Origin of the sequence: Streptomyces rubellomurinus (assembly GCF_000961885.1) — a bacterium.
Taxonomy (GTDB): Bacteria; Actinomycetota; Actinomycetes; order Streptomycetales; family Streptomycetaceae; genus Kitasatospora; species Kitasatospora rubellomurina.
On the sequence record NZ_JZKH01000001.1, the window covers coordinates 159,050 to 183,377 of the forward strand.

9 protein-coding genes are annotated in these 24,328 nt (G+C 70.8%); 4 read left to right on the forward strand and 5 right to left on the reverse strand.

The window, feature by feature from the left end:
• Positions 1–277: 277 nt before the first annotated feature.
• Positions 278–1,879 (forward strand): hypothetical protein, encoded by a 1,602-nt coding sequence (locus VM95_RS00760; protein ID WP_157881957.1) that lies wholly within the window; start codon positions 278–280, stop codon positions 1,877–1,879.
• A 368-nt stretch (positions 1,880–2,247) separates the two neighbouring features.
• Complete coding sequence (locus tag VM95_RS00765; protein ID WP_045691938.1) at positions 2,248–3,411, forward strand: ROK family protein; 1,164 nt, start codon at positions 2,248–2,250, stop codon at positions 3,409–3,411.
• A 128-nt stretch (positions 3,412–3,539) separates the two neighbouring features.
• Here VM95_RS00765 and VM95_RS00770 read toward each other — a convergent pair whose 3' ends face one another.
• Positions 3,540–4,313: a GntR family transcriptional regulator gene (locus tag VM95_RS00770; protein ID WP_045692054.1), complete on the reverse strand. Its 774-nt coding sequence runs from the start codon at positions 4,311–4,313 to the stop codon at positions 3,540–3,542.
• A gap of 347 nt (positions 4,314–4,660) precedes the next feature.
• Between VM95_RS00770 and VM95_RS00775 the strand changes: the two genes are divergently transcribed.
• Together VM95_RS00775 and VM95_RS00780 are read left to right on the forward strand one after the other, a co-directional pair.
• The gene (locus tag VM95_RS00775) at positions 4,661–5,452 is read left to right on the forward strand and encodes an exodeoxyribonuclease III (RefSeq protein ID WP_425265272.1); all 792 of its coding nucleotides are present in this window, start codon (positions 4,661–4,663) and stop codon (positions 5,450–5,452) included.
• Between the two features lie 615 nt (positions 5,453–6,067).
• Positions 6,068–11,467: a helix-turn-helix domain-containing protein gene (locus VM95_RS00780; RefSeq protein ID WP_157881958.1), complete on the forward strand. Its 5,400-nt coding sequence runs from the start codon at positions 6,068–6,070 to the stop codon at positions 11,465–11,467.
• Between the two features lie 425 nt (positions 11,468–11,892).
• Here VM95_RS00780 and VM95_RS00785 read toward each other — a convergent pair whose 3' ends face one another.
• The 4 genes from VM95_RS00785 to VM95_RS00800 all read right to left on the reverse strand — a co-directional run bounded on the left by VM95_RS00785 (position 11,893) and on the right by VM95_RS00800 (position 24,045).
• Positions 11,893–16,356, reverse strand: a complete 4,464-nt coding sequence (locus VM95_RS00785) for an AAA family ATPase (protein WP_045692055.1) — start codon at positions 16,354–16,356, stop codon at positions 11,893–11,895.
• Positions 16,353–17,261: an endopeptidase gene (locus tag VM95_RS00790; RefSeq protein WP_244178561.1), complete on the reverse strand. Its 909-nt coding sequence runs from the start codon at positions 17,259–17,261 to the stop codon at positions 16,353–16,355. The genes VM95_RS00785 and VM95_RS00790 overlap by 4 nt, the downstream gene beginning before the upstream one ends.
• Positions 17,262–17,807: 546 nt before the next feature.
• Complete coding sequence (locus VM95_RS00795) at positions 17,808–18,455, reverse strand: DCL family protein (RefSeq protein ID WP_052707064.1); 648 nt, start codon at positions 18,453–18,455, stop codon at positions 17,808–17,810.
• A gap of 382 nt (positions 18,456–18,837) precedes the next feature.
• Entirely contained in the window at positions 18,838–24,045 is a 5,208-nt protein-coding gene (locus tag VM95_RS00800; protein ID WP_045691942.1) for a sacsin N-terminal ATP-binding-like domain-containing protein, read from the reverse strand.
• Between the last annotated feature and the right edge of the window lie 283 nt (positions 24,046–24,328).

Here is a 24,328-nt window from a genome sequence, read left to right on the forward strand (position 1 = left end):
CGACCCCCGGGGGCCTACCGATCGTTCGGTTCGGACGGGCTCGGCCCAGGTAACCGAGCGGGTGGATCACCTGTCAAGACACCCTCGCCTCCCGGCTCCCTCCCGTCTTGGCAAAGTTCCGGAATGCGAAGTTTCAGGGGCTTCGCAGGGAGATCACCCATCCGCTTAGCTGGCCGATATGAAAATCATTACGGAATTTTGACCCGTGGACCGCCTCCCCCGGCCCGGACGCGTGGAACAGTGGTGCGGCTTCCCCCCACACCCCGGAGTGATCACCTTGGCCTCGACTCCCGCCCTGGTCAGCGCGCTGCGCGAACTCGGCGACCGACCCGCCGTCGTCGTCGGCAGCCGAGCGATCAGCGGCATCGGACTGCTGCTCGGCGTCTCCCCGCCGGGCGGCCTCCCCAGAGCCCTGGCCGAACGCGTCGCCCAGCACGCCGCGCTCGCCCCCTCCGCCGCCCGCACCGCCGAACAGCGGCTCCGCCACTGGGCCGGCGTCCTCGGCCCCCTGCCGATCCGGCACACCGTGCTGCACCCCGCCACCGACCTCGCCGTCGAACTCGGCCTCGCCACCCTGCTCGCCGGCGGCACCGTGCACTGCGGCGACCCCGAGCAGCAGCCCGACGAGCTGCTCGCCGCCCTCGCCGCCACCGGCGCCACCCACCTCAGCCTGCCCTCCGCGCTGCTCTGGCGGCTCAGCCGCCAGCCCGGCCTCGGCGACCACGACCTCGGCACGCTGCGCCTGATCCTGCACGTCGGCCCCGAACCCCGGCAGGACGACGTGTACGAAGCCGTCGAGGCGCTCGGCGCCGTCCTCGCCCACGTCCGCGCCCCGCACAGCGAGGACGAGGACGCCGACCGCCGGCTGCGCGCCGACGCCGAAGCCGCCGAGGCCGCCGCCTGGAAGCACAGCATCGGCGTCACCGCCGAACACGTCCGCGACTTCGGCGCCCACCTCGACCGGGCCGTGCTCGCCTCACTGCTGCTCACCCTCCAGCAGTACGGCGTGCTCACCGACCCTGCGCAGAGCCACCACGAGGCCGAAATCCTGGCCACCGCCCGGGTCACCCCGGCCGAGCGGCCCCGGGTCCGGCGCTGGCTCGACGCGCTCGCCCGGCACGGCCTGATCAGCCGCCAGGACGACGGCGCCCGGCAGGAGGACGGCGCCCGGCAGGACGGCGACGCCCAGCCGCACGACTCCGGCACCCAGGGTCCGTCCTACCTCGGCGCGCCCGCCCTCGCCGCCACCGACGTCCGCGAGTCCTGGCGCCCCGCCGCCGAGAGCTGGGCAGACGGCCTCGGCCCGGCCAACGCCCTGGACCGCGTACGGCGCGGCGCCGCCCGGCTCCCCAAGCTGATCAGCGGCGAGGAGGCGCCCCGCCCGGGCGCCGCCCCGGTCCGCTGGGCCGCCTCCCGCGGCTACCTCGGCGCGGCGCTCGGCGCCCTGGTGCGCGCCACCGCCGAGGCCCACACCGGGCCCGCCCCGCTGCGGGTGCTCGAACTCGACCGCGACGGCGCCGAGACCACCGTCGCCCGCGCCCTCACCGCCCGCCCCCGCCCGGACGCCGAACACCACCTCAGCCCGGACGGAGACCGCTACGACCTGGTCGTCGCCACCGCCACCGGGCGGCCCGAGGAGGAGGCCGCCGCCCTCACCGCCCTGCTCGCCCCCGGCGGCCGGCTGCTCCTGCTCGCCCCCACCGCCGAGCAGCTCGACCTGCTGGTCACCGGTGACGCCCGCGGCCTCGCCGCCGAGCCCGCCGAGGCCTGGCGGGCCGCGCTCACCGCCGCCGGCTGCCCGACCGTCCTCGCCCTGCCGGCGGACGGGCACCCGATGGGGCTGCTGGGGCAGCGCCTGTTCGCGGCCCGGGTGGGCTGAGTCGGGCCGGGCCGGGCCGGGCCGTCGACGTCAAGGCTGCGGCCGAGGCTGGGGCTGAGCCCGAGGCCGAGGTGCCGTGACCCGGAGGTGCCGTAACCCGGGCTCGTGGCCGTCCGGTGAAGTCCGGATCACGCACCGCCACCCGATCCGTACCATTTCGATACCGAAGCCGGGGTGAGCTGCGAAGATCCTCGCCGCGGGGGCCCGGCCCCCGGTAGGCTCCGGCATGTCCTCCGGCCCCGGTGTGCGGGCGGCTTCCTTCGCCGCCGTGCCGTGTCCGGGCGGCAACCCCCGCGGGCCATTCGGTGGGCACCGCGCACTCGACACCGCGCGCCAGGGCAGTCGCGCGAACGGCGAAGGGCAACGCATTGGCGGATCGGCTCACCGGAGGAGACTCCTCCCTGCTGCGGCGGATCAATGCGGCCGTCACGCTCCGGGCGCTGCGCTCCGGCAACTCGGTGACCCTCACTCAACTCGTCGGCGAGACCGGCCTCTCCCGCCCGACCGTCGAGGGCGTGATCGAGGGCCTGGTCGAGACCGGCCTGGTCGCCGAGGTCGAGCAGCCCCGGGAGGACGGCCAGCCGGGCCCCGGACGGCGCGGCCGGCCCGCCCGCTGGTTCCGTTTCCGCGCCGAGGCCGGGCACATCCTGGGCATCGAGATCGGGGTGCACGACATCCGGGTCATCCTCGCCGACCTCACCGGCGAGGTGGTGGGCAGTCACTTCAAGCCCGTCGACGAGACCCTGGAGGCCGAGGACCGGCTCTCCGCCGTCCGCACCGCCGTCGCCGAGGTGCTGCGCAAGGCCGGCATCTCCCGGGACAACCTGTGGGCGGTCGGCATCGGCACCCCCGGCATCGTCGACCGCGAGGGCACCGTCCAGCTCGGCACCGCGATGCCCGGCTGGACCGGCCTCGACCTCGGCGCCCGGCTGCGGCGCTCCTTCCGCTGCCCCGTCCTGATCGAGAACGACGCCAACCTCGCCGCCATCGCCGAGCACTGGCAGGGCGCGGCGGTCGGCGCCGACGACGTCGTGTTCGTGATGGCCGGGCTCAGCCCCGGCGCCGGCTCGCTCATCAACGGCCGCCTGCACCGGGGTTACGGCGGCGCGGCCGGCGAGATCGGCGCGCTGCACCTGCTCGGCCAGGAGGTCACTCCCGAGCGGCTGCTCTCCACCACCGGCAAGCCGCTCAACCCGCTGGACGAGGCCGCGGTGGCCCGGGTGCTGCGGCTGGCCCGGGAGGGCGACGAGGTCGCGAAGGTCGCGATGGACCGTTTCCTCACCCGGCTGGTGCAGGGCGTCGCCGCCCTCGTCCTGGCCATCGACCCGCGACTGGTCGTCATCGGCGGCTGGGCGGCCGGGCTGGACGGCGTGCTGGAGCCGCTGCGCGAACGGCTCGCCCAGTTCACCCTGCGCGCCCCCGAGGTCGCCCTCGCGGCGCTCGGCTCGGAGGTGGTGGCGATGGGCGCGCTGCGCGTCGCCCTGGACCACGTCGAGGAGCAGCTGTTCGCCGTCGACCCGCCCCGGATCTGAGCCACCGGGCCGGTTCCCGCAGCTCCACCAACTCCTCTGTCTCCCTCAACTCCTTCAACTCCTTCAACGACCGGGGCCCGGGCGCCAGTTGGCGTCCGGGCCCCGGTCTGAGGGTGTCGGGAAATGGTTCAGGAGGCGGTGCGGACGCCCTCGGCCGCGCCGACCGGGGTGACCTCGACCAGCCCGGTCTCGCCGAAGGTCAGCTTGCAGGTGTCCGCCCGGTAGGTGGAGACGGCGAGCGCGACCAGGCGGCCGGCGGCGGCGTACTGGGTGGTCATGACCAGCACCGGCGAGCCGGGCGGGCGCTCCAGCAGGGCGGCCTCCTCGGCCTCGGCGACGCCCAGCTCGACCGCGCGGGACTCGCCGTCCACCTCCAGGCGCTCCAGCTGGCGCAGCACCGAGCGGGCCCGGTCGCTCTCCGCCCGGAAGCCGGGCAGGTGCGGCAGCGCGGCGGCCGGCACGTGCAGCGACTCGGTGGCCATCGCGCGGCCCTCGACCAGCCGAACCCGCCGTACGGTGTGCACGGTGGCGCCCTCGGCGATGCCGAGGCCCTTGGCCAGCGCCGCGGAGGCGGGGGCGGTGGTGCAGTCGACCGTCCGCCAGGCCTGGCTGCGGGCGGCGCCCGGCCAGCCCTCCTCCTGCCGGTTGACCGGGACGCCGACCCGCGGGGCCGCGATCAGCGTGCCGATCCCGCGCCGGCGCACCAGGCGGCCCTCGAGCTCCAGCTGGTCCAGGGCCTGCCGCAGCGTCGCCCGGGCCACGCCGAAGCGGGCCGACAGCTCACGCTCGTTGGGCAGGACCTGGCCGGTGGAGAACTCCGTGTCGATGGCCTTCAGCAACACCGTGCGCAGGTGCCAGTACTTGGGCTCCGGCACCGCCGAGAGCTGTCCAGTCGTGCCCACCGTGTCCTCCACCCTGTTCCGGTCGCTTCCGGTCCTGCTGTTGTGCGCCTGTTCGCCGCTGCGGCGAGAAGGACGGATCGCCGGCCCGCTGCCCGCTGACGCGGCAGGTGGGAGAGCGGGCCTTTATCCGTCCTTCTTTATTAAAGGTCCTTGCAGTAAGCGACCCTAGGGGCTCCCTCCGGAGATGGTCAAGACCAATGACAGGCGTCAACGCGACCGTCACCCCCCTTCATGCCGCGTTCACGTCAGCGCGGTCCTCACCGACCGCACCGCGCACCGCCGCGCACCGCCGCGCGTCAGACTTCGGGGCCGGCCCCGGCGCTCGGTAGGCTGCCCGGGTGATCGTGGTGACCAGTGTGAACGTGAACGGAATCCGAGCGGCGGCCAAGAAGGGCCTGGTCGAATGGCTGGCCGGCACCGAGGCGGACGTCATCTGCCTCCAGGAGGTGCGCTCCGAGCCCGAGCAGCTGCCCGTCGAACTGCGCGACCTCGACGGCTGGCACGCCGTCTGGGCCCCCGCCGCCACCAAGGGCCGGGCCGGCGTCGCCATCCTCTCCCGCCGGGAACCGCAGCGCACCGCCATCGGCTTCGGCTCCGCGGAGTTCGACGGCTCCGGCCGCTACGTCGAGATCGACCTCCCCGGCCTCACCGTCGCCAGCCTCTACCTGCCCTCCGGCGAAGTCGGCACCGAGCGCCAGGACGAGAAGGAACGCTTCATGGCGGAGTTCCTCGTCCACCTCACCGCCCTGCGCGCCCGCGCCGCCGCCGACGGCCGCGAGGTCGTCGTCTGCGGCGACTGGAACATCGCTCACCGCCCCGAGGACCTCAAGAACTGGAAGGCCAACCAGAAGTCCGCTGGCTTCCTCCCCGAAGAACGCGCCTGGCTCTCCCGCGTCTACGACGAGGCCGGCTACGTCGACGTCGTCCGCGCCCTCCACCCCGACCGCACCGGCCCCTACACCTGGTGGTCCTACCGCGGCCGCGCCTTCGACAACGACTCCGGCTGGCGCATCGACCTCCAGGTCGCAACGCCCGGCCTCGCCGCCAAGGCGGTCGAGGCCTACGTCGAACGCGCCGCCACCCACGCCGAGCGGTGGTCCGACCACGCACCCGTCACCGCCGTGTTCGATATCGGCTAACTGACTGACAGCCAACGAGAGTTCAGCAGCACTGAGACGTATCCAGAAACGAATAGAACCCAGTCGCGCCAGAATTTCTTCCCCTGTGCAGGACGACGCGACACCGACCTCAAGCTCCGGCGGGCTTCCCCGCTGGAGCGTTTTACAAAGCGAGTCGATCGCCAGCTCCGATAGCCTTGTCAGCACTCCAGCACCTTGCAGCCGGAAACGGCCGCCTTCGGTTCGACGGCACCCTGGCCCAGACCAGCGCCGCCAACATCGACGCCGCCCGCACCAGCCTCGCCGCGCCCGAGCCGCTACTGCGCGAGCCCCGCAGGCGACCTCGCGGCCCTGCGCGAGCGGCCGCACTGTGTCCTAGACCTCCCCGAGATCCCGCCGACTCATCACCCAGTCGTGGCGGCCAACTCCACGATCGTGCGTACCCACCAACGCGCCGGCCATGCCCGCTCCTGCGGCCGCCAGCGCCAAGGACCGCTGCGCCGGTGCGTCTGATCCCGAGTGGCCGCCAGACACGGCGGAGCCGCGGGTGCTGCGACGACACCTGACATCCATTCACAAGTGCACGTTCTAATTTCATGTTCAGAACAACTGGACATGGAAGCTATGCTCCCGTTTGTGACGTCAACCGTTGATCTGCTCAGTGGGATGCTGGGCGAGAACGCGTACGCTGCCCTGGAGGCCTTGGCGGGTGCGACCGTGCCTCCGTCAGGCCGGATGCTGGCACAGGACTTGGGGATCTCCCCGACGACGGCAACGGCGGCGCTGGAGAGATTGCGAGAGGCTGGCTTCGCGACCTCAAGCAAGGTCGGCCGGGCCAACCGCTGGCACCTAACCACCGACAACGAGACCTTGCGCGCGTGGCTGGAGGAGACTCGGTCGGACGCCGCCGCTGACGTCGCGGCAGGGGTGAGTCCCTACGCGACCGGTGGCGGCGGTGTCACGTTCGAGCGAAAGGTCGCGGTCCAGTACCTCGCCCATCTTCTCCTCGGGACCGGCGCGACAGAGCTGGGCGACAGCCGGACGGTCGTCGGCGTGGAGTTCCAGAGAGCACCCGAGCACTCGGCCGACGACCTGGTCATCCGTGCGGCCCGGGCTGACGAGGTCGAGCCATCCCTCGTACTAGCCCTCGCGGTGCGTCGGGCTCCCGACCTCGTGCAGAGCAACGAGGCGAGCAGGAAGCTCATCGGCACGCTTGTCCAGGAGGTTGTCAACACGCCGACGGGCGGCCCTGAATACCGCGCCGGCCTGGTTGTTGCGGGTCGGCAGGAGCACACGGAACAGCTGGCGCTACTCGCCGCTGAGGCCTTCGTACACAAGGACGCGCCCAGCTTCTTCGGCCTCATCCGGACACACCGGAAGTTCCCCGCTGGCGTAAGGACGCGGCTCAGGCACCTCGAAGGTCTCGTGAAACTCGCACTGCCGGAACTCGGGACAGCCGCCCCCGACTCGCGGCTCGTCGAGCAGCGCACATGGGAGTTGCTGTCGCGCCTCACCGTGCTGATGCCCAGGCTGGAGACGCCGGACGAACTGGACTGGGGCCCCATGACGAACTCCCTGATCCTGAAGGCCCGCGGAACGGATCTATATGGGGCGATGCGACTGCAAGAGCGGCTCGTGGCCCTGGCGGCTGAGTACGCGCCGAAGGCAGCAAGCGTCGACCTCGGGCTCCTGCGGCGCCATTGCCACGAGGTCCTCGACTCAGCAACGCGCCGTCACCAGCCTGGCTGGGCCATGCTCGCTCGCCTTCACCAGAGCGCGGTCGCTTCGGTGAGCGACGCGATCTCCGGCGACGGTCGCAAGGTCCACCTGGAACGGCGCGACACCGCAGATCAACTGCTCCAGGTAGTGCAGTCCTCGGCAGCAGCGGTTGTCGTGCGCGGCGACTCCGGTGTGGGAAAGAGCGCGCTGGCGGTCCGCACGATCGCCGATGCCGCATTGGACCCGGACGTCCTGCAAGCCCTCTGCATCGACCTCAGGTCACTCCCCGGTACCGGCGTCGAACTGGAGTCCGCGCTCCGCACCTCGCTCGCAACGCTCCTCGGAGAACTCAGCGCCCCTCAGCGACTCCTACTGATCGACGGCGCGGACGCACTGGTCGAGGGGAAAGCGAGTGTCTTCTTCTACCTCGTCGACGCGGCCGTGCAAGCGGACGTCAAAGTGGTCGCTGTGACAGCGAACGACGCACAGCAAGTCGTCCACGACACGCTCAGCGATCGCGTCGGTGGGGATATCGCCAGCTTTGAGGTGCCGTCCTTGACCGATGCCCAAGTGGCCGAAGTCACGGCGGTCTTCAGCGAGTTGTCGGCCCTCGCGGAACAGCCGCGGTCACGGGAGCTGTTGCGCAGGCCGGTGGTCGTCGATCTCCTCGTGCGCGGGCGCGTGACGGCTACTCCCCTGAACGACGCCGACGCGATGCATCAGGTATGGAACGGGCTGGTGCTGCGCAAGGCGCATCCCGAGCGCGGTCTTCCGGAGGCCCGCAGCATCACGCTCCTACGCCTGGCCGCCCTTGAACTCGGCCTAGGAGACGCCCTGGACGTGATGGGGACGATCGATGCCACGGCGCTCGCCGGCCTGCGCCAGGACGGACTGCTACGCACGGACCCGGACGACCCGTTCACCATCGGCCCCCGGTTCGCCCACGATGAGGTGCGCCGATACGCGATCGCCCGTCTCCTCCTCACCACCGCTAGCCCCACCGCGAGACTGCTTGAGGCCGGTGTGCCGCGCTGGACGCTCGGTGCCGCGCGGCTAGCCTCCCAAGCATTCCTCGCCCAACCCAACAGCCCGAGGAACCCCCTCCGGGGCAGGTTCACCGGCCTGCAAGATGCCTTCGACCGCCTGGTTACCGAAGGCCACGGGGACCGTTGGGGGGACGTACCTGGCGAGGCACTCCTGACACTCGGAGCCCCCGACCCAGTGCTGCGCGACGCATGGCCGACGCTGCGTGCCGAGCCCGACACGGGCATGCGGCGACTGCTGCGTCTCGTGGACCAGCGGCTGCGCAACGGAGCGGGCCTGGTACGGATCGACGCGGTCGAGCCGCTGATCGCCCTGCTGCTCGAGGGGGAGGAACCCTGGCAGCAGGGCAAGCACGTGCAGGGAGCCCTTCGCGACTGGCTCCACGCGGTCACCCTCGCGGGCACACCTGCCGGGTATCCGCTTCGGGTGAAGTTGCACGACCGCTTGGTCGCCGCCTGTGCCGAAGCCGACCGCCGGTTCCACGAACAGCAGGCGGCCGCCGCCACGGCGCAGGCCGCACTGCCACCAGAGGAAGTCGAGGCGGAGCGTCAGCACCTGGAGAAGCAGCGGCTTCTTTTCATGGGACGCGGTCGCCGCCGCACGCCCCGCCCGACGCGCCCTGAGATCCCTCGCGAGATCGCGGACGATCTCCTCCTCGAGCTGATGGCCCTGCTGGGCCCAGATCTCGGAGAGGACGGTGAGGTACTTCTGCGTCGAGTGGCGCATGACGCGCCGGCATGGGTGGGCCCCACCGTTGAGGAGGTACTGACTGGCCGGGCGCTGGCCATGTACCGGCGCGGCCTCCTCGCCGATCTGACCGAGGCTTACTACCTGAACGAGGACGAAGACGGCACGGGCTTTCACGAAGACGGGATCCGGCACCACACTGCCCGCGGGCTCGGTGTGACCCCACTCGCCGCCTGGTACCGTGGCCCGTTCCTTGCGCTGTTCCAGTCGGACTTCCGCAACGGCGTCGCGGTACTCAACCGCATGCTCAACCACGCCGCACTGACGCGTGCACGCACCTTGGCCAGCAGCCACCTCCAGTACGGCTCCCAGGTAGAGGAGCATGACCTCAATGCCTTCCGCACACGGCTTGACGTCGCGGGCGAGCGCCGGACATACATCGGAGACGAGCACGTCTGGCACTGGTACCGCGGGACCGGCGTCGGCCCCTACCCCTGTATGAGCGCGCTGCAGGCGCTGGAGCGAATCTGCGACCAACTGATCGAAGCGAACACCTCCCTGGAACGGATCATCGCCATCCTGCTGGAGGGCTGCGAGAACCTGGCCATGGTTGGCCTGATCGTGAGCCTTCTCGTCCGCCACCTGGAACGCGCCGACCGCCTGCTGGACCGGTACCTCACCGAACCGGACATCTGGCACCTGGAGTTCGGACGCGTCGTCAGCGAAGCTGGCGGCCTGGGGGCGGCGCCCTCCGACGGGCTGACCGCTCCCGAACGTCGCCGCTGGTCCCTGCGGGAAGCGGCTATGACGATGGTGCTGCACGCAAACGACCAGCGTGCGGAGGAGCTGCGACTGGTCGGCCAGGAGCTCATCGCAACGGCCAGGCGAATGGTCGAGGAGGAACTCGGCGAGACCGACGACCAAGTCATCCAGGACGAGCTGACGGCCGTGCGCGGGTGGGCGAGCAGCCTGGACCGCAGCACCTACCAAGCGCAGCGGGTCGAAGGGGGCGTCGAGATCCAGAGCACGCCCCCAAGTGACGTCGTCGAGGCCCTACAGGCCAAGAACGTCGAGTCGGCACGCGCTCACGAGGCCATGCGGCTCAACGTCCGCTACTACGTCAACCCCAAGAACGGCAACACCGAGACCCTCACGGCGCAGGACCTGATCGCCGACCTCGCCGCAGCCTGCGACCTGCTCGAGAACCCACCCGACCCCGACTCGAGTAGTCAGTGGGATGCACCCGCCGCAGTAGCCGCCGCAGCGCTCACTGCGCATGTCATCAACGGCGTCGATCTGCCCGTCGACTCACTGCTCTTCGCCGCCGACACGCTTCTGCGCATCGGCCAGGGCGCAGGATCACCGCGCCCGTTCGAGTTCGAGGAGACATACTTCGAGCAGGGAGCGGACCGCCATGCTGCGCGGGCCCTGCCCCTACTCCTTCTGCCTGGCGCAGCGCGGCTCCGTGCCCAGCTCGACGGCAAGGACGGGTCTGCGACGTACTACCAGACGGCCAGCGCGGCGGGGAAGCTGGGGAATGCCGTAGCCAACGAAGTGCGCGTGCATCTGGCGCGTGGCCTCGACCAACTCTGGCGCACCAACTGCACAACCGATGACAGCGTCTGCCACCACGAGACCGCATTCGAGCTCGCGGTCGAGACGATGCGGGACTGTGTCCTTGGCGAATGGGACCCCCAGACCGGCCGGCGCAAGCCCGCCACACTCGACGACCCCATCGCACGCTCACTGGCGGAAGTAACCGCGGACTCCATCCACGAAGCGCGCCTCGATGGGGCGATCAGGGCCCTCGGGCCGGCAGCAGCTGCACAGACCTGCGTCTCGGACCGGGCTCGCGAACTCCTGAATACAGTCCTCGCAACGCAGCGCCGCTCACTGCTAGCCTCCGAGAACGACCGGGACCACCGCGGCACCCGCGCCTTGATCGCGGCACGGGCACTTCTCTCTCTCGCCAGCACAGGCGAGGACGCCCCCGTCATCCAGCACATCGATGCGTATGCTGACCACGGGACGCGCTTGGGCAGTTTCCTGAGCGCGCTGGCGGCTGCCGCCGAAGAGTCAGCGGACGCAGGAGCCGTCGCGCGCCGGATGTGGCCGGCCGTCATTACGCATGTGATGGACCTGCAAGCCGACGGCCACTCGCCCTTCATGGGCCGACGTGACTACGGATCGGCCCTGGCCTCCCTCCTGCCGAACAGCGCCGCCGAAGTCACCTACCTCTACCGGGAAGTGCAAGGCGAGCCCATCATCTGGTGGGACCCGCTGGCCTGGCGGGACGCCGTCGCACGGTGGTTGCCGATCACTCAAGGCAGTGCCGCATGCGTGGACCAGCTTATCGGCTTCATCAGGCCACTACCGGCTGAGGACCAAGCGCGCGTCGGCCTCCCGTGGGTGGCGGACCTGGTGCTCGCGCATCCGGGAAAAGCAGCACGCACCTATCTGCTCGCCTCCTGGCTGATTGAACTGCGCCAGACCGTGGCCGACGTGGGCATGACGGAGGACTGGCAACGGGTCGTCGACGCCTTGGTGGTTGCGGGGCTGTCCCGGCTCGCACCGTACTCCGAATAGCCAGACCGGAGCCGGCGAAGCACCTTCCGTCGAAGGTGATGCGAACGGCTTCTCCAGCTCCTGTGCTGGCGAGCCAGCACAGGAGCCGCTGGTCGCCTGGCCTGACTCCCGTGACAGACTAGGATTCTGAGATCCTCGGAAACCTCCGATAGTTCGCCAACGATCCCCGGATCGACCGAGCATTCGTCGAGGACCGGTGGAGCCGTGCTCGAACACGACGGCCGGGACTCCCACTTCGCCCTGGCGGAACCCGCTCTGCCCCTGCCCCGCCAAGCATGACCTCGATACCATCGCTGCACTGCACACGGTCTGCATGCCCGCTGCCGCCGCCGAGTCCGCATTTCTCCCAACATTCCGACTTCGCCTGGTCCGAGCTGATGTTGGGAGACCCGGTCGCTCTCGACGGGTGCCTGTCAGCCGCCGGGTCAAAGATGGACGGAAACCGCGGCAATGCCGTTCGGGCTGCCGAAGACAATGGTCGGCTGGTTGCCGTCCGGACTCGTGGCGTGTGGCTGTTGTACTGCGAGTGCGGTGACCGGGGCTCCTGTGACCAGTCGCAGGACTTCCTCGCCGGCGTGGCAGTCCCACACCCGGATTGTGGTGTCGTCCGTACCGGCGCTGACGAGGAGGGGCTGGGAGCGATCCTGACGGTGCAGCACCGCCAACGCACCCACCTTGCCTTGGTGGCCCAGAAGAGCCGGATAAGCTTCCCGCCGAAGGGAGAAGGGATCCCACAGCCTGATCGCGCCATCGGCTCCCCCAGTGACGAGAAGGGGCGCCGGCCCGGCGGTGAGGAATGCCAGGCTGTGTACGAAACCGATGCGTGAAGGCAGAGCTGTGGTCGGCGCGCCTCCAAGGTGGAGTAGCCGAACCGTCTTGGCGGCCACGGCCACGAGCGGCTCCTCAGTGCCGGATGATGCCACTGCCAGCGCTCGTACGGGGCCATTGCTGTACCGCCAGTCCATCCGCTCCAACTGCGACCCGTCGTCCAGGGAGAGGAAGGCGACAGCGGAATCGGTAAATCCGGCGACGATGGCCAAGCCCCGGCCCGGCCGCGCAGGCAGGAAGGCCAGCTGACGAATGTGGGGATGGTTCGGATAGTCGTTCGCCCCGTGGAGGACCCGCCGCTCCCCGTCTCCTGTCAGCGCGAGCAGCATTCCGTCCGTGTAGGCAACGGCAAGTTCCGGTGTGTCGGGAGCGACGGCCAGAGCACTGATCCTGCCGTGCGGCTCGTCGATGCCGTCGTGCAAGAGTCGTGTGGGAACACCGGTTTCGGAGGCGTGTACCCGGATCCCGCCGTGCTGATCGGAGCTGACGAGGCGGGACGGGCCGGCCGGCTGTGGGACGAGGGCGACATGCTCGGCGGACGGGTCGGTGACGGGTTCGTACGAGTTGGTGCTGCGCTCGGGGCTCCAGAGACGGATGGTTCCGTCGAGGGAACCCGAGACAAGTAGGGGGCTCGACCTCCTGCCCAGGACCGCAAGTCCGCGGACCGCTTTCGTGTGTTCGGTCGGCAGAGAGAACACTTGCTCCCCGGTGAAGGTGTCGAAGAGGCGGATGCCTCCGTCGACCCCGCTGCCGACGGCCAGGAGTGGCTCGTGGTAGTGGTCGTCGTAGAGCGCCATGGAGGCGACCGACTGGCGGATCGGTGCGTGTCGCTGCACCTCACAGGTGACGGGATCGAAGATCCTCACGCCTTTACCCGATCGGGAGGCAACCGCCAGGCGGGCCTGGCCGTCCCGGTTAGTGAAGGCCTGCAGGGCGGAGGTACCCATGCCTTGGCCAGTCAGCTGGCCGACGGGCTCGAGGGTGTCCGCGTCAAGAAGCGGCACCTGGTTCCCGTCCTGTCCGATCGCCAGGAGCGACTTCTCCCGGGAGACGGGGATCTCTTCCAGCGCGTGCACGACCAGCGGACGGCGGCCATCCGGGCGGACATTCAGCTCGTGGGGCTCATTGAGAACGGCACCGGTGTACGGGTCCACCATGAACACGAAGTGCGGGGTGGCGACGGCCAGTCGGGGTCCCCAGTAGCCGCTGGTGGTCAAGGCCAGGGCCCGGATGCGACCGGCCATCAGTTGCCGGGTGCGACCGGTGTCCGGGTCGCACTGCCACAGGCCCGTGTCGCTGCCGACCACTAGCATCGGGTCCGCCCGCGTCTCCTCCGCTGGCAGGACGACTGCGGCACGGACGTAGCGGCCGAGGCCGGTGAGCGGTGCCCCGAAGGGTACGCCGGTACGGGCGTCCCACATGGTGATGGTTCCGTCCGCGTGGCCCGCCGCGATGACGGCGGATCCGTCGACCGTGCGGAAGGCGACCAGCTTCCAGATCCCGGTGGTTGTGCCCGCGAGGACGTTGGTGGGCAGCTGGAGACGGTTCCACCGCGGTGCCAGCGCCGGTAGCCGCGGTGGTGCCCCTTGGTGGGCCGGGAGCCCGGCGTCGCCGGCGCGTTCAGCCAGCGCAAGGCTGTCGGACCGGGCGGCGGGCGGGGCGTCTCCCAGGAACGGCTCAACGCGGGACCAGGCTGCGAGGCGTTGGGTGGAGGGACCGGCCGTCACGGGCAGTCCTAGGGTGCCCCTGACCCGGCCTTGGGATTCGAATGGCAGGAACGACGCGGGGACGTGCTCGTCGTCGAGGACGCCCCCGGCGGCTGCGTGGCCGATCAGGTGACGGCGAAGGTAGGGGTGGGGCGGCTGCTCTGAGCTGTCGGCCAGGAGAGCCGTGAACGCCTCTGTGAGCCGCCGGTGGGCCGGAGTGCCGTCGGGGGCCGGGTCGTCTGTCAGGTGTTCGAGGCCGGGCAGTGCCTGCGCGACAGGGGTCCGCGCCAGCAGCAGGGTGTGCGGAGCGGTGCGCAGGACCTCTGCGACGCGTTCATGGATGGGCCGGTAGACGGTTCGGCCGTCCTCGACGGCGGTGGTCAGGTAGCCCGTGAGACGGCTGTCGCGCACCACGCGGATGCAGATGTCGGGCGCCTCGCAGCGCGGTTCGAGGCCGCGGACGGCGGCGGGCCACACTGTTGCCCAGGGGAGGCCGGCTCCGAGGGCGAACGCCGTCGCGCGCAGGACTGCCAGCAGGTCCTCGGGCCGACTTCGGGTGTGTTCGGCGACGTCCGCGAGGTCCTGCCGCAACAGTTCCTCTGTCCCCGCCCTGAGCCGACTGCGCCAGTCCTGGTCGTCCGACGAAGGCAGGAAGAGGGCGGCATGCAGCTGCTGAGCCGCCAGGCGGGCGTCCAGGAAAGAGGGGGCGACCTCCTGTGCGATGGCGGCGGCGGTCCGGGTGACGGCGTGGTCATCGCGGTGCAGCAGCCGGGTACCCGTCGCGGGAGTGGCGCGCAGCAGTGCTTCGGCGTAGGCGGCGATGTCGTCCCGGGCGGCGTCGTCGTCGGTGCGCAGCAGGGTTCGGGCGCCGGTGGTCTGTTGCAGGAGTTCGAGCAGTCCGCGTCCCTCCTCCTCGACGGCTACCTGGTGTGGCCGGGGGGTACGTGGTGAGCTGCGGATGCCGAGGATGAGCCGTACGGCGTGCGAGCCGTCGGGGTGCGGGGCGGCCAGTGATCGCAGGACGTCGGTGATGATGCGGCGGGGGTTGCGTGCCTCGTCGATGCCGTCGACGACCACGGTGAAGGGCCGGCCCCTCGCTGGCGACGCGGTGCGGACGTGCGCGCGCAGGTGTTCGGTGGCGTCGCGGTCGGCGGGGGCGGATTGGCCGGTGAGGGCCTTGTAGATGGCGGCGGACAGTTCCTGTGGGTCGGTGTTACGGGCCAAAACTGCGGCATCGACGGCGTTCGGGGCCACTTGGAGGTGCTCGGGGATTGTTTCCACGTAGGGCCGGTATGCGGGGTCCGCGCGGAATCGGGGGTCGCTGAGAGTCACTAGGCGGGCGAGGAGGGCGCTCTTGCCGGAGCCGGCCTGCCCCGTGACGACGAGCGCGCTGTCGTCACCGGCGAGGAAGTCGTGCATCTCGCTGATGAGTGTGGCGCGGCCGGTGAAGTACCAGCCCGCGTCTCCGGACATCTGGCCGGTGGCCCGGGTGATCCAGTAGTCGTCAAGTTCGGCTCTGGTCCACCCGACCTGGCTACGGGCATCTTCCAGCAGAGTGGTGTCGGTGTGTCCGGGATTGGGCAGGCAGGGGGTCGGTTCGCTGGCGGCAAGGCGGCGGCCAACGCTGGACGGCGGCCACAGGACGTGGACGTCGGCCATCTCGGCAGGGTCCCAGACCGTGTCCAGAACGGTGCGGAACTCCTCCCAGCTAAGGTGTGAGCGGGCGTAGCCACTGGCCTCGTCGGCGCAGTGGGCATGGACGGCGGCCAGGGCCGAGGTGAAGGCTCGCAGGCGGGGTGTGCTGTCCTCATTTCCCGCAGCCAGGACGACCAGAGTATGCAGGGCCTTCCGGTCCGGGTGGAGCGCCTTGAGATGGCAGTTCAGTTCTGCCGCGAGGCGGCCGGAGTAGCAGGAGTCGACCATGACCAGCACGTGCTCGGCCCGGGAGTCGAGCGCGGCAGTGATGAGTTCGGCGGTCGGGAAGGCCGTGGAGAGCGGCCGTTCCAGTCGCGTGTCGGTCAGGCGCAGGAAGTGTTGCGACCCCTGCGGGGCCAGGCCGTGGCCTGTGATGTAGATGACGAGGGCCTCGTCCTCGTGGGCGCCGACAAGGTCCTCGTCGATGAGAAAGGCCCGCAGGTCGTGGACACTCTGCAAAGGTTTGGGCGGATGTGAGGGCGTGAAACGACGTCCGTCGTCCAGGCCGGCGCCGCCCCACCAGTCCTCGACAACCGCTACCTGCGCGCCGATCCCCGCCCGGAACTTCGTTCGGGCCGCCTGCGTGCCCTCGTCGTACTCGCTAACGGCGATCACGACGAGGCGGCGCCGAAAGGTAGCGGGGACCTGGCCGTCCGTCATGTCCACGTGCCGGTGACGGCCCGGGCCACAGGGACGGTACGCAAGTATCGGGTTGCGGCGTGCGGATCGATGCGGCCGTTGTCGACGTGGACGTCAAGAACGGCGGGCGCCGCTGCGGCCAAGCCCGCGCCGCCGGTGATGACGTCCCCGGGGTCGAACACGTTCACCCACCTGATGTGTGGCGGCAGCGCCATCGCCTCCCCATCGGGTACCGCGAGGCCGCGCCGCACGGTGGGGATCGCGAGGGGTGAGCCGCAGGTCACGAAGGTATGCAGGGCGGCCCCCGCCGCGCCCGGTGCGGCGATCTCCCCTCGCCGGATCAGGTCGTAGGCGATCACGCTGCCCAGGGAATGGCCGATGAGGACACTGGTGTGCTCGCTCGCGGCCTCGGTCACGTGGGCGCGCACCTGGGCAGCGAGATCCGACCGGGTCAGGTACAGGTGCACCTCGCGTAGCGCGCCGATGAGCTTTGCGACCGCCCCGCCGGGCTTGCGGCGGTCGTAAGCCATCGCGATGCGGGTGACGCTCGCTGGCCACAGCTTGGGCAGGCCCAGCGTCGTCGGGTCCGTCCGGGCCGCATAGGCGCGTTCCTCGCTTGTCAACAGGTCATCGAGGGCCTGGCTCACGAACGCCTCCTCGTCCGCGGTGAACGGGGTTAGGTCGGTGGGCACCAGGTCGCCGCCGCTCAGGCTGCCAGTTTTCTGAGCCAGCAGGGCCGTCCAGTGGGGGACTTCCACCGCGGGCACGGCCGGCGGCCGGTCCTGAGAGTCAGCCGTGCTCCGCAGGCCGCCGACGCCTCGTTCGAGGGCCTCGGTCCAGTCCTTCGTCAGCTCACGCTGCGATGTCCTGCCCTGCCGGATCCCGTGCACTCCGAGCACATGCTGCCGTTCCACCCGCTCGCCCACCCCTCACTCCGCCGTCACACCACGGTGAGGGACCACTCTATGGCCCGGGTGCCCAAGCGATCATCCCTCCATGGCCCTCGGCCTGCCGGTAGCCGACAGACCGGATCCTGACGGCAGGAGAAAACCGCTTCACCCTGGCTTTGGCGGCATCGGCTGACGGTCGCGCCTCCGGCCGAGCCGTCAGAGGCTCCCGGGGCGCACTGCCTTCAGAATCCAGCGGTTCCGGCTCCTACTCCGGCGTCTGTTCGCGCTTGGTCAGCGCTGGCTTCGTTGTGAAGGTCGCGGAACTGCGGTGCGGACGGCACAATAACTTCCCACTGTGCATTCTGTTCCTGCGGCTTGCACCATCCGCGAGGCCGCCGAGCACCTGGCCGAGGTCCTCGCCCGTCCGCGGTTGCCTGCCATCGTCCTTGCGGTGCGCCGTACTGGCTGCCACTGCGTCGACTACCGGTAGCTCTCCCGGCACGCAACCGGTACATCCGGCAATCCGGCAGCGGTAACAGCGCGGCCCCGGCCTCTTTCAGGGGCCGGGGCCGCAGACGGCGATCAGGCGCGCGGGCGGCTACGGTTCTCGGCCTGTGTCAGGAGACCAAGGACCGCCCGCTCCTCCCAATGCGCGCGCCACCGGTCAGCCTGGTCGCGATTGACGAACATCCCGAGGCCGTAGTCGGTCGAAGGCGTCAGCTCGATGGCCTCCCACCCGCCCTCGGCGACGGCGAACCCATCAGCAATCTGAGCGAACGCCGGGCCCCGGAAGTGGCTTACGGCGGTGTCGGCGGTATCCAGCGGCACGCCAGACAGGTCAGAGGCGAATGTCCCGGCGGCGAGCCGCGACTCGAAGTAGGCGGTCTTTTCACCCTCGATCTCCACCTGCATCACGTTGTGTACCTGGGATCGAAGGCTCGGGGTCGTGAGGCAAGTCTTGTAAGAGAAGTCGATCGTGCTGCCGTCCGTCCGCACCACCTCGAACCCGGGGTACTTGCCCTTCTGCGGAGGGGCGATCCGGATGCCAGCCACGCCTACACCAATCTTCTCCTCGGCCTCGTGGTGCATGTCGAGAAGGTCCCGCACAAGGTCGAACTCCTCTCCAGCCAACTCGGTGCCGATCGGGTTCCCATGCAGAATCTTGCGCACCGCGTCGCCAGCCGCCGTCTTCGTCGTGTACCGACGTCGCCCGATCCAAGTCACTGCCACCAGATCAACCTCCTGATCATCCGCCCGCCGCATCCGGGCGCCCCCACAACGATGGACCCGCCAAGCGGCACGAGGGAAGTGAATACCGCGGCTGTGGTAAGGGAGTTCGCGTCTCCAACACCAACCCGTCCGGGCATACCCGGGCCAATTCGTCTGCTCCGCCTTCACGGGGGTTCGGATCCAACAGCGATCCCGGGTCACTCGACCTACGCCGAGCTGCCAGCGCGCTCCAGCTTCGGTGCTCGTGCTTCGAGTTCGGCAGGTAGACACCAGTTTTCGATCGTGGGTGTCATGTAGAGCTGCGCCCGCGTCGAGCACGGCTTCGCCCGTTCACTCACCCCGGCTGGTGAACCGGCCGGGACCGGGCACCGGCGCAGCGCCGTCACTCCTCCTGTGGCAGGACGAAGCGCAGTCGCATAGCAGTGCTGACGATCTGATAGCTAGTCAGGCCGGACTCGCTGAACGGGTTGGGCAGCGGGGTGATCCTCCGGCGCTCGTGGTCGTTGACGTGGGAGACGTAGACGATCCGGTACTCAACGTCGGGCTCCAGCTGGCTCGCCCGTGCGGCCCGCGTCTCGGTGTCCCCGAGGTGGATGTCGCCGTCCGCGCCGGTGGACGACTTGACCTCGAAGAGCAGCGTACGCTCGCCGTCCCGGATCAGGAAGTCGTAGCCGAGGCTGTCGTTGCCCAGCCCGTCGGCGAGGACGTGGCGGCGCATCTCCGACTTCCACGACTCCTCGGGCGGCACCCCGAAGTGCCGTTCCAGCCAGGCGCCGACCACCACCTCGCCGGCGAGGCCGACCGCGACGGGCTTCTCGCCATTGCCGGACTCCCGCAGGCCGCCCGTGCCGTTCCCTGAGCCGCCGGATCCGCGCTGGCGCGGGATGGCGGCAGCGGGTCCGGGAGCCTCGGGGGGCACCACGTCGACCGGCGTCGCCAGCTCCGCCTCGGTAAGGTCGGCTACCACTGTGCGCGCGAGTTCGCGCAGGTCGTCGCTCCCTATGGGCAGGAGCTCGCCGTTGAACTCCAGCGTCGGCGTCTGGGACCGCCCCGACGGTGCCGCTGCCCGGCCGTCGCGCGGCGACGACGGCTGACGGCCCGCCATATCGCCCTCCAGCCCGAGGTCGGCGAGGTTCGTCGTGGCCGGCATCCCGTCCGGCCAGTAACCACGCGAGCGCAGCCAGGCGATCAGTGCCTTGCGGGTCAGCGGAGCGAAGTCGAGGAGCCCCTCCGCCTCCATCTCCTGGGCGACCCGCGCCGCCCCAGGGCAGGTGAACTCCGTTCCGGCCCCCTGCCGGGTGACCCAGCGCTCGATCAGGCTGCGCAGTTCCGGCAGTCGGGCGTGCACGAAGCCCACACACGCGCCCCGGAGCTCGCTCACCGGCGGCAGCGCCCCCGAGTCCTTGCCCGCCGGGGGCAGGTGCTCGGCCAGCCACCGGTCCGCGTGGTCGGCCATCAGCTGGGCGGGGAGCTCCCAGAGCGTCCGGTGCCACGCCGGGTCGGGGCCGAGCTCCGGCAGTTCGCGAAGCCGCACGTACTCCCCCAGCTCCCGCCCGGCGCGGTGGGGGGCGGCGAACGCGTCGCGCACCCGGTCCGCCAGCCGCGAGCGGTTGCCCTGCAGCCATGCCTCGAATTGGCGGGTATGCAGGGCAGAGTTGTCGATCGTGGCAAGCCCAAGGACCTCCCACGCGCGGTTGGCCCGCTCCAGCGGCACACCGAGCCGTAGCAGCAGCCGCTGCCAGTCGTCCTCCGAGAGTGAGAGCAGCAGCTCGGCGCGATCGGCGCCGAGGTTCTCGGCCAGCCAGCCGCGCAGCTCCTCACGGCTGTTGAACGTCTCCTGGAGCTGCTGTAGCTGCTCCGCCAACTCAACGTCCTCGCAGGCGAGCACGGGGACCATCCGGGCGCTGCCCGAGCGGGCGGAGGCACGGTCGGAGAGCACCGCCTCCAGCCGGTGGAGCGGCAGGCGAAGTGCTGCGGCCAGGTCGGCCTCCGTCACCTCGGCGGTTCCCCGATTCCGCATTCGCTGCCCCAGCCTCACCAGGGCGATCTCCAGTGCGTCGGCTCGGTACGGCGCGCCGACCAGCTCGGCGATGCCCGGCGCGGCCGCCTCCAGGACCGGCCAGTCCGCTCGCGGCGGTGCCTGGACGACGACCAGGCAGGGGCGCTCGGGGTCGTCGTGCAACACCGAGCGGTCGGTGGCGGTCAGCACGTGTCCGGCGACATGGGTGACGGCCTCGGCAGCGAGCACCAGGGAGCAGGAGCGCAGACGCCGGGTGAGCCGGGCGACCGTGACCGTCCCCGGACGCAGGGCACGGTCCTCGTCGTACTCCACCACCGCGGCCACCAGGGTGCGCAGCCAGGGGCCGGCAAACTCCAGCAGGGGCGTGCTCGGCGCCTGCGGTGCGGGCAGCTGGTCCGCGACCACCTGGACCGCCGCCTCGCTGCATGGACGGGGCTCGAACCCGTCGTGGTCCGAGAGGTGCTCGTACACCCGGCTGCCCAGCGCCCGGTCGCCCAGCGGCAGCACCGGCACGGGGACCTGGTCGAGCAGCTTGCGCTGCTGGCCGCTGCCCGGGTCCGGCAGGTAGACCGGCTCGGCGGCTTCACAGTCGGGGCCGACCTGAAGGACCTCCAGGGCGCCGGCCCGGGAGATCAGGAGGGCTTCCGGCCCGGTGGGCCGACCGCCGACCGGACAGCCGTCCTGGCCCGGGTGGGGCGGCAGCAGGTCCGACCACGCCCGCTCGTAGGCGCGACGGATCGCGTTGGCGTGCACCCCGTGGCGCAACTGAGGCGCCTGGAGCAGGAGTTGGGGCAGGTGACGGAGCCGGTCCAGGGCGGTACGGGGGTCGGACCAGCGGCGCACGCCCAGCAGGTCGAGCCGGCCCAGCGCCTTGCCGGTGGCCAGCTGCCGCAGCCCCGCGGGCACGACGGAGAGGTAGGCGGGCGGCTGCTCGCTCTCGCTCCACCACCACGCGGTGGAGACCGGGGCGAAGGTGCTCCGGCCCCGATAGTCCAGGGTCTGCGGTATCCACGGCGCGTGGCAGAGGAAGGCGGCGAGCGGAGTCGGCCAGAGGGTGCCGGAGCGGTCGCTGCCTCCGGTGAAGCGGGCCTCCAGCGCGCTGTCTCGCCACCTGTCCAGGCCGTGGACGATCAGCTCGGCGTAGAGCCGACGGCCTTCGTCGGAGAACTCGGCGTAGGCGTCCTGGCCCGGGAGCTTCGCCAGCACGCCGTTATGGGGCCGGTAGGCCACGGTCGAGTAGAGGCTCCCGTGCCTGTTCCGCCAGTTCTGGGCCGTCTCCGTCCAGTCCCGGTGCGCTTGGAGGGTACGGCAGATGGACCCATATGCGTCGAAGGACCTCGGGTAGTTGAGCTGGCTCCCCTTCACCGACCCCATGACAGCCTGGTACGTCGGGCGCAGGCCGTGGCTCACACCCTGGCGCTCCAGGAAGCGCTGGAGCGCGGCCGGATCGGTGCCGCTGCCGTCGCACACCTCGGCGGCCGGCCGGAGGAGCGCGCCGTGGGCCTTCCGGAGGGAGTCGTCCAGGGCCTGGGTCAGGTCCAAAAAGCTGACGAGCGTGTCGTCGACGGCCGAGGTCACTCCCGACCAGCCCGGGCCGAACATCGCGTGCCGGGCGGACGACCACCCTCTCCTGGTGGGAACGAGCAGACCCTCGATGTGACCGGCCCGCTGGCCCTGCGCGCTCCATAGGCGGCAGGCCAGGTGCAGGCACTCGCGCCGGGTCTCGTCGTCCTGCCCGTCCTGCCGCATCACGGCGGTCAGGACGGGCAGCAGTGCCGCCGGGGTGTACGTCTGCACGAGCCCCTGCTGTTCGAGCCACCGGCGCCCGGCGACACGTCGGCTCCGGGCCCTGCCCCGGCCTCCCGACCACGGGATCGCATCGCGGACGAAGGAGAGGTGCTCCCGCACGCGGACGGGCAGCGCGTCGGGTTGGAGCAGGACGTCACCGGTGTCGGGGAAGAAGACGTGCTCGCCACCGGCGGGGACGAGCCGGCCGCTCGTGTCGAGGACGATCCGCTTGCCCCGCAGCTCGGCGGCGTCGGGGAACGACAGCGCCAGGTCGTGGTAGAAGTCGGCCCAGCGCTCGTGATCCGCCTCCTCCGTGCCGGTGGCTGCGGCCAGCCCCTCGGCCACAGCCTCGGCCCACCGCGCGAGTTCGGCGGTCGGTGGTTCCAAACGCAGTCGGAGCAGACGGCCCATCGTCCGGAGCCGTTCGGCGCGCAGCGGGTCCAGGGCCGGGTCGATGATCTCGGCCCTGCCCGTCGCGCCGATGGCCTGCGGGGTGAAGACCTCGACGCCCTCGGGCTGCTCGACGAGGTAGCCGTGGTCGAACGAGGTGCGAGAGCCCTCTGGGTGGACCCTCGACATGAAGGCCACCTCGTTGAGCTTCCGGTCCAGCTTCCGGAACGCCTCCCGCAGGCGCTCCAGCTCCGCGCCCTGTCGGCAGACCAGGTCGATCACGGCCTCGCCCGGCAGCGACACCCGCCCCTCGTCGACCAGTACGGCCGCGCGGGCGCACGCCGTCGCCACCTCGTCCAGCAGCAGCTGGTTCCACGACGTCTCGACGGCGAGCGAGCGGCGGCTGAAATGGGCGAAGAACGGGGCGTTGACGTACCCGTCGACCGGGCACTCCGTCGCAGTGCTCATCGGCAGGAAGGTGTAGAGCCGACCGCGCGTCAGCGGCTTGCCCACCGGGACCGCCACCACCACCTCGGCCGACCCGCGCCACTTGTCCCATGCCTTGCCCATGTCGCCGCCGGCCGCGATGGCGGGGAGGACACGCTCCTCCGGCACGCTGCTGCGGACCAGGACCAGCTTCAGGCGCCCCCGGCGCAGCGCCACCTCCTCGATCCTCAGGCCGCGGGCCTTGTACAGCGTCGTCACCCGCCGCCCGAAGACGGCGCGGTTCGGGGCGGCACCGGCCTCGGTGTGGGTCACCACGACCGTGGCCAGACGGTCGAGGAAGAGCTCGAAGGGCGCGCTGTCGTCGATGAGTTCGCGCAGCTGTCGGACGGCCGAGGCGCGGGCGGCGGCGTCCTTGAGGGGCAGGCGGACGACGGTGACGATCCCGTGGCGACGGAGCTGCCGCACCGGCTCGGGGATCTCGTCCACGGGCACCGGGACGGTCAGCGCGGACAGGTTGGCGCGCAGCTTGTCCGCCGCGCCGGGGTCATCCGGGGCCGCCTCAGCCGCAAGCCGGTCGAAGTCCGACGGAAGGGCGAAGCGGAAGCAGTAGCCGTCGAATGCCTTCGCGACCGGGCCCGAGACGCTGTACAACTCGGGGGCCTCGGTCAGCTCACGGACGCTCTTGAAGCCCACCCCCTTGTGCCCGATGCCCTCGTCCGGCCGCTTGCTGGACGACGCGACCCGGCACAGCGCGCCGAAGCGCTTCGGCGTCAGCTCACGGCCGCCGTTGGCCACGTAGAGGACCCCGTGCTCGCCCTCGGTCTCGTCGAGCAGGATCTCCACCCGCCCGCCGCCTGGTGTGGCCGGGTGCGCGTCGTGGGCGTTCTGCAGGAGCTCGACGATCACCCGCCCCTTGTACTCGGGAGCCAGTACCTCCTCGATCACGTCCTTCAGCTCGCGCGAAGTCGTGTCGCCCTCCGCCAGGCCTCTCAGGCACGTCCGCGCCTTCCTCACGGACTGCGCCCACACCTGCCGCCGACGGGAACCCGCCGCCCCGGAGCCCTTCAACCGCCGCCTCCCCGTGCCGTACGAAATCATCCGCGGCCACGCTACTAGGGCACGCATTTGGTCATACTCAATGGGTCCGAGGCCTTGATCCATCAGCTCGGTCTTGTCCAGCACCGTGCCCAGCACGTCGCCAGGACTGCTTCAGTGGGTGAGCGTAAGG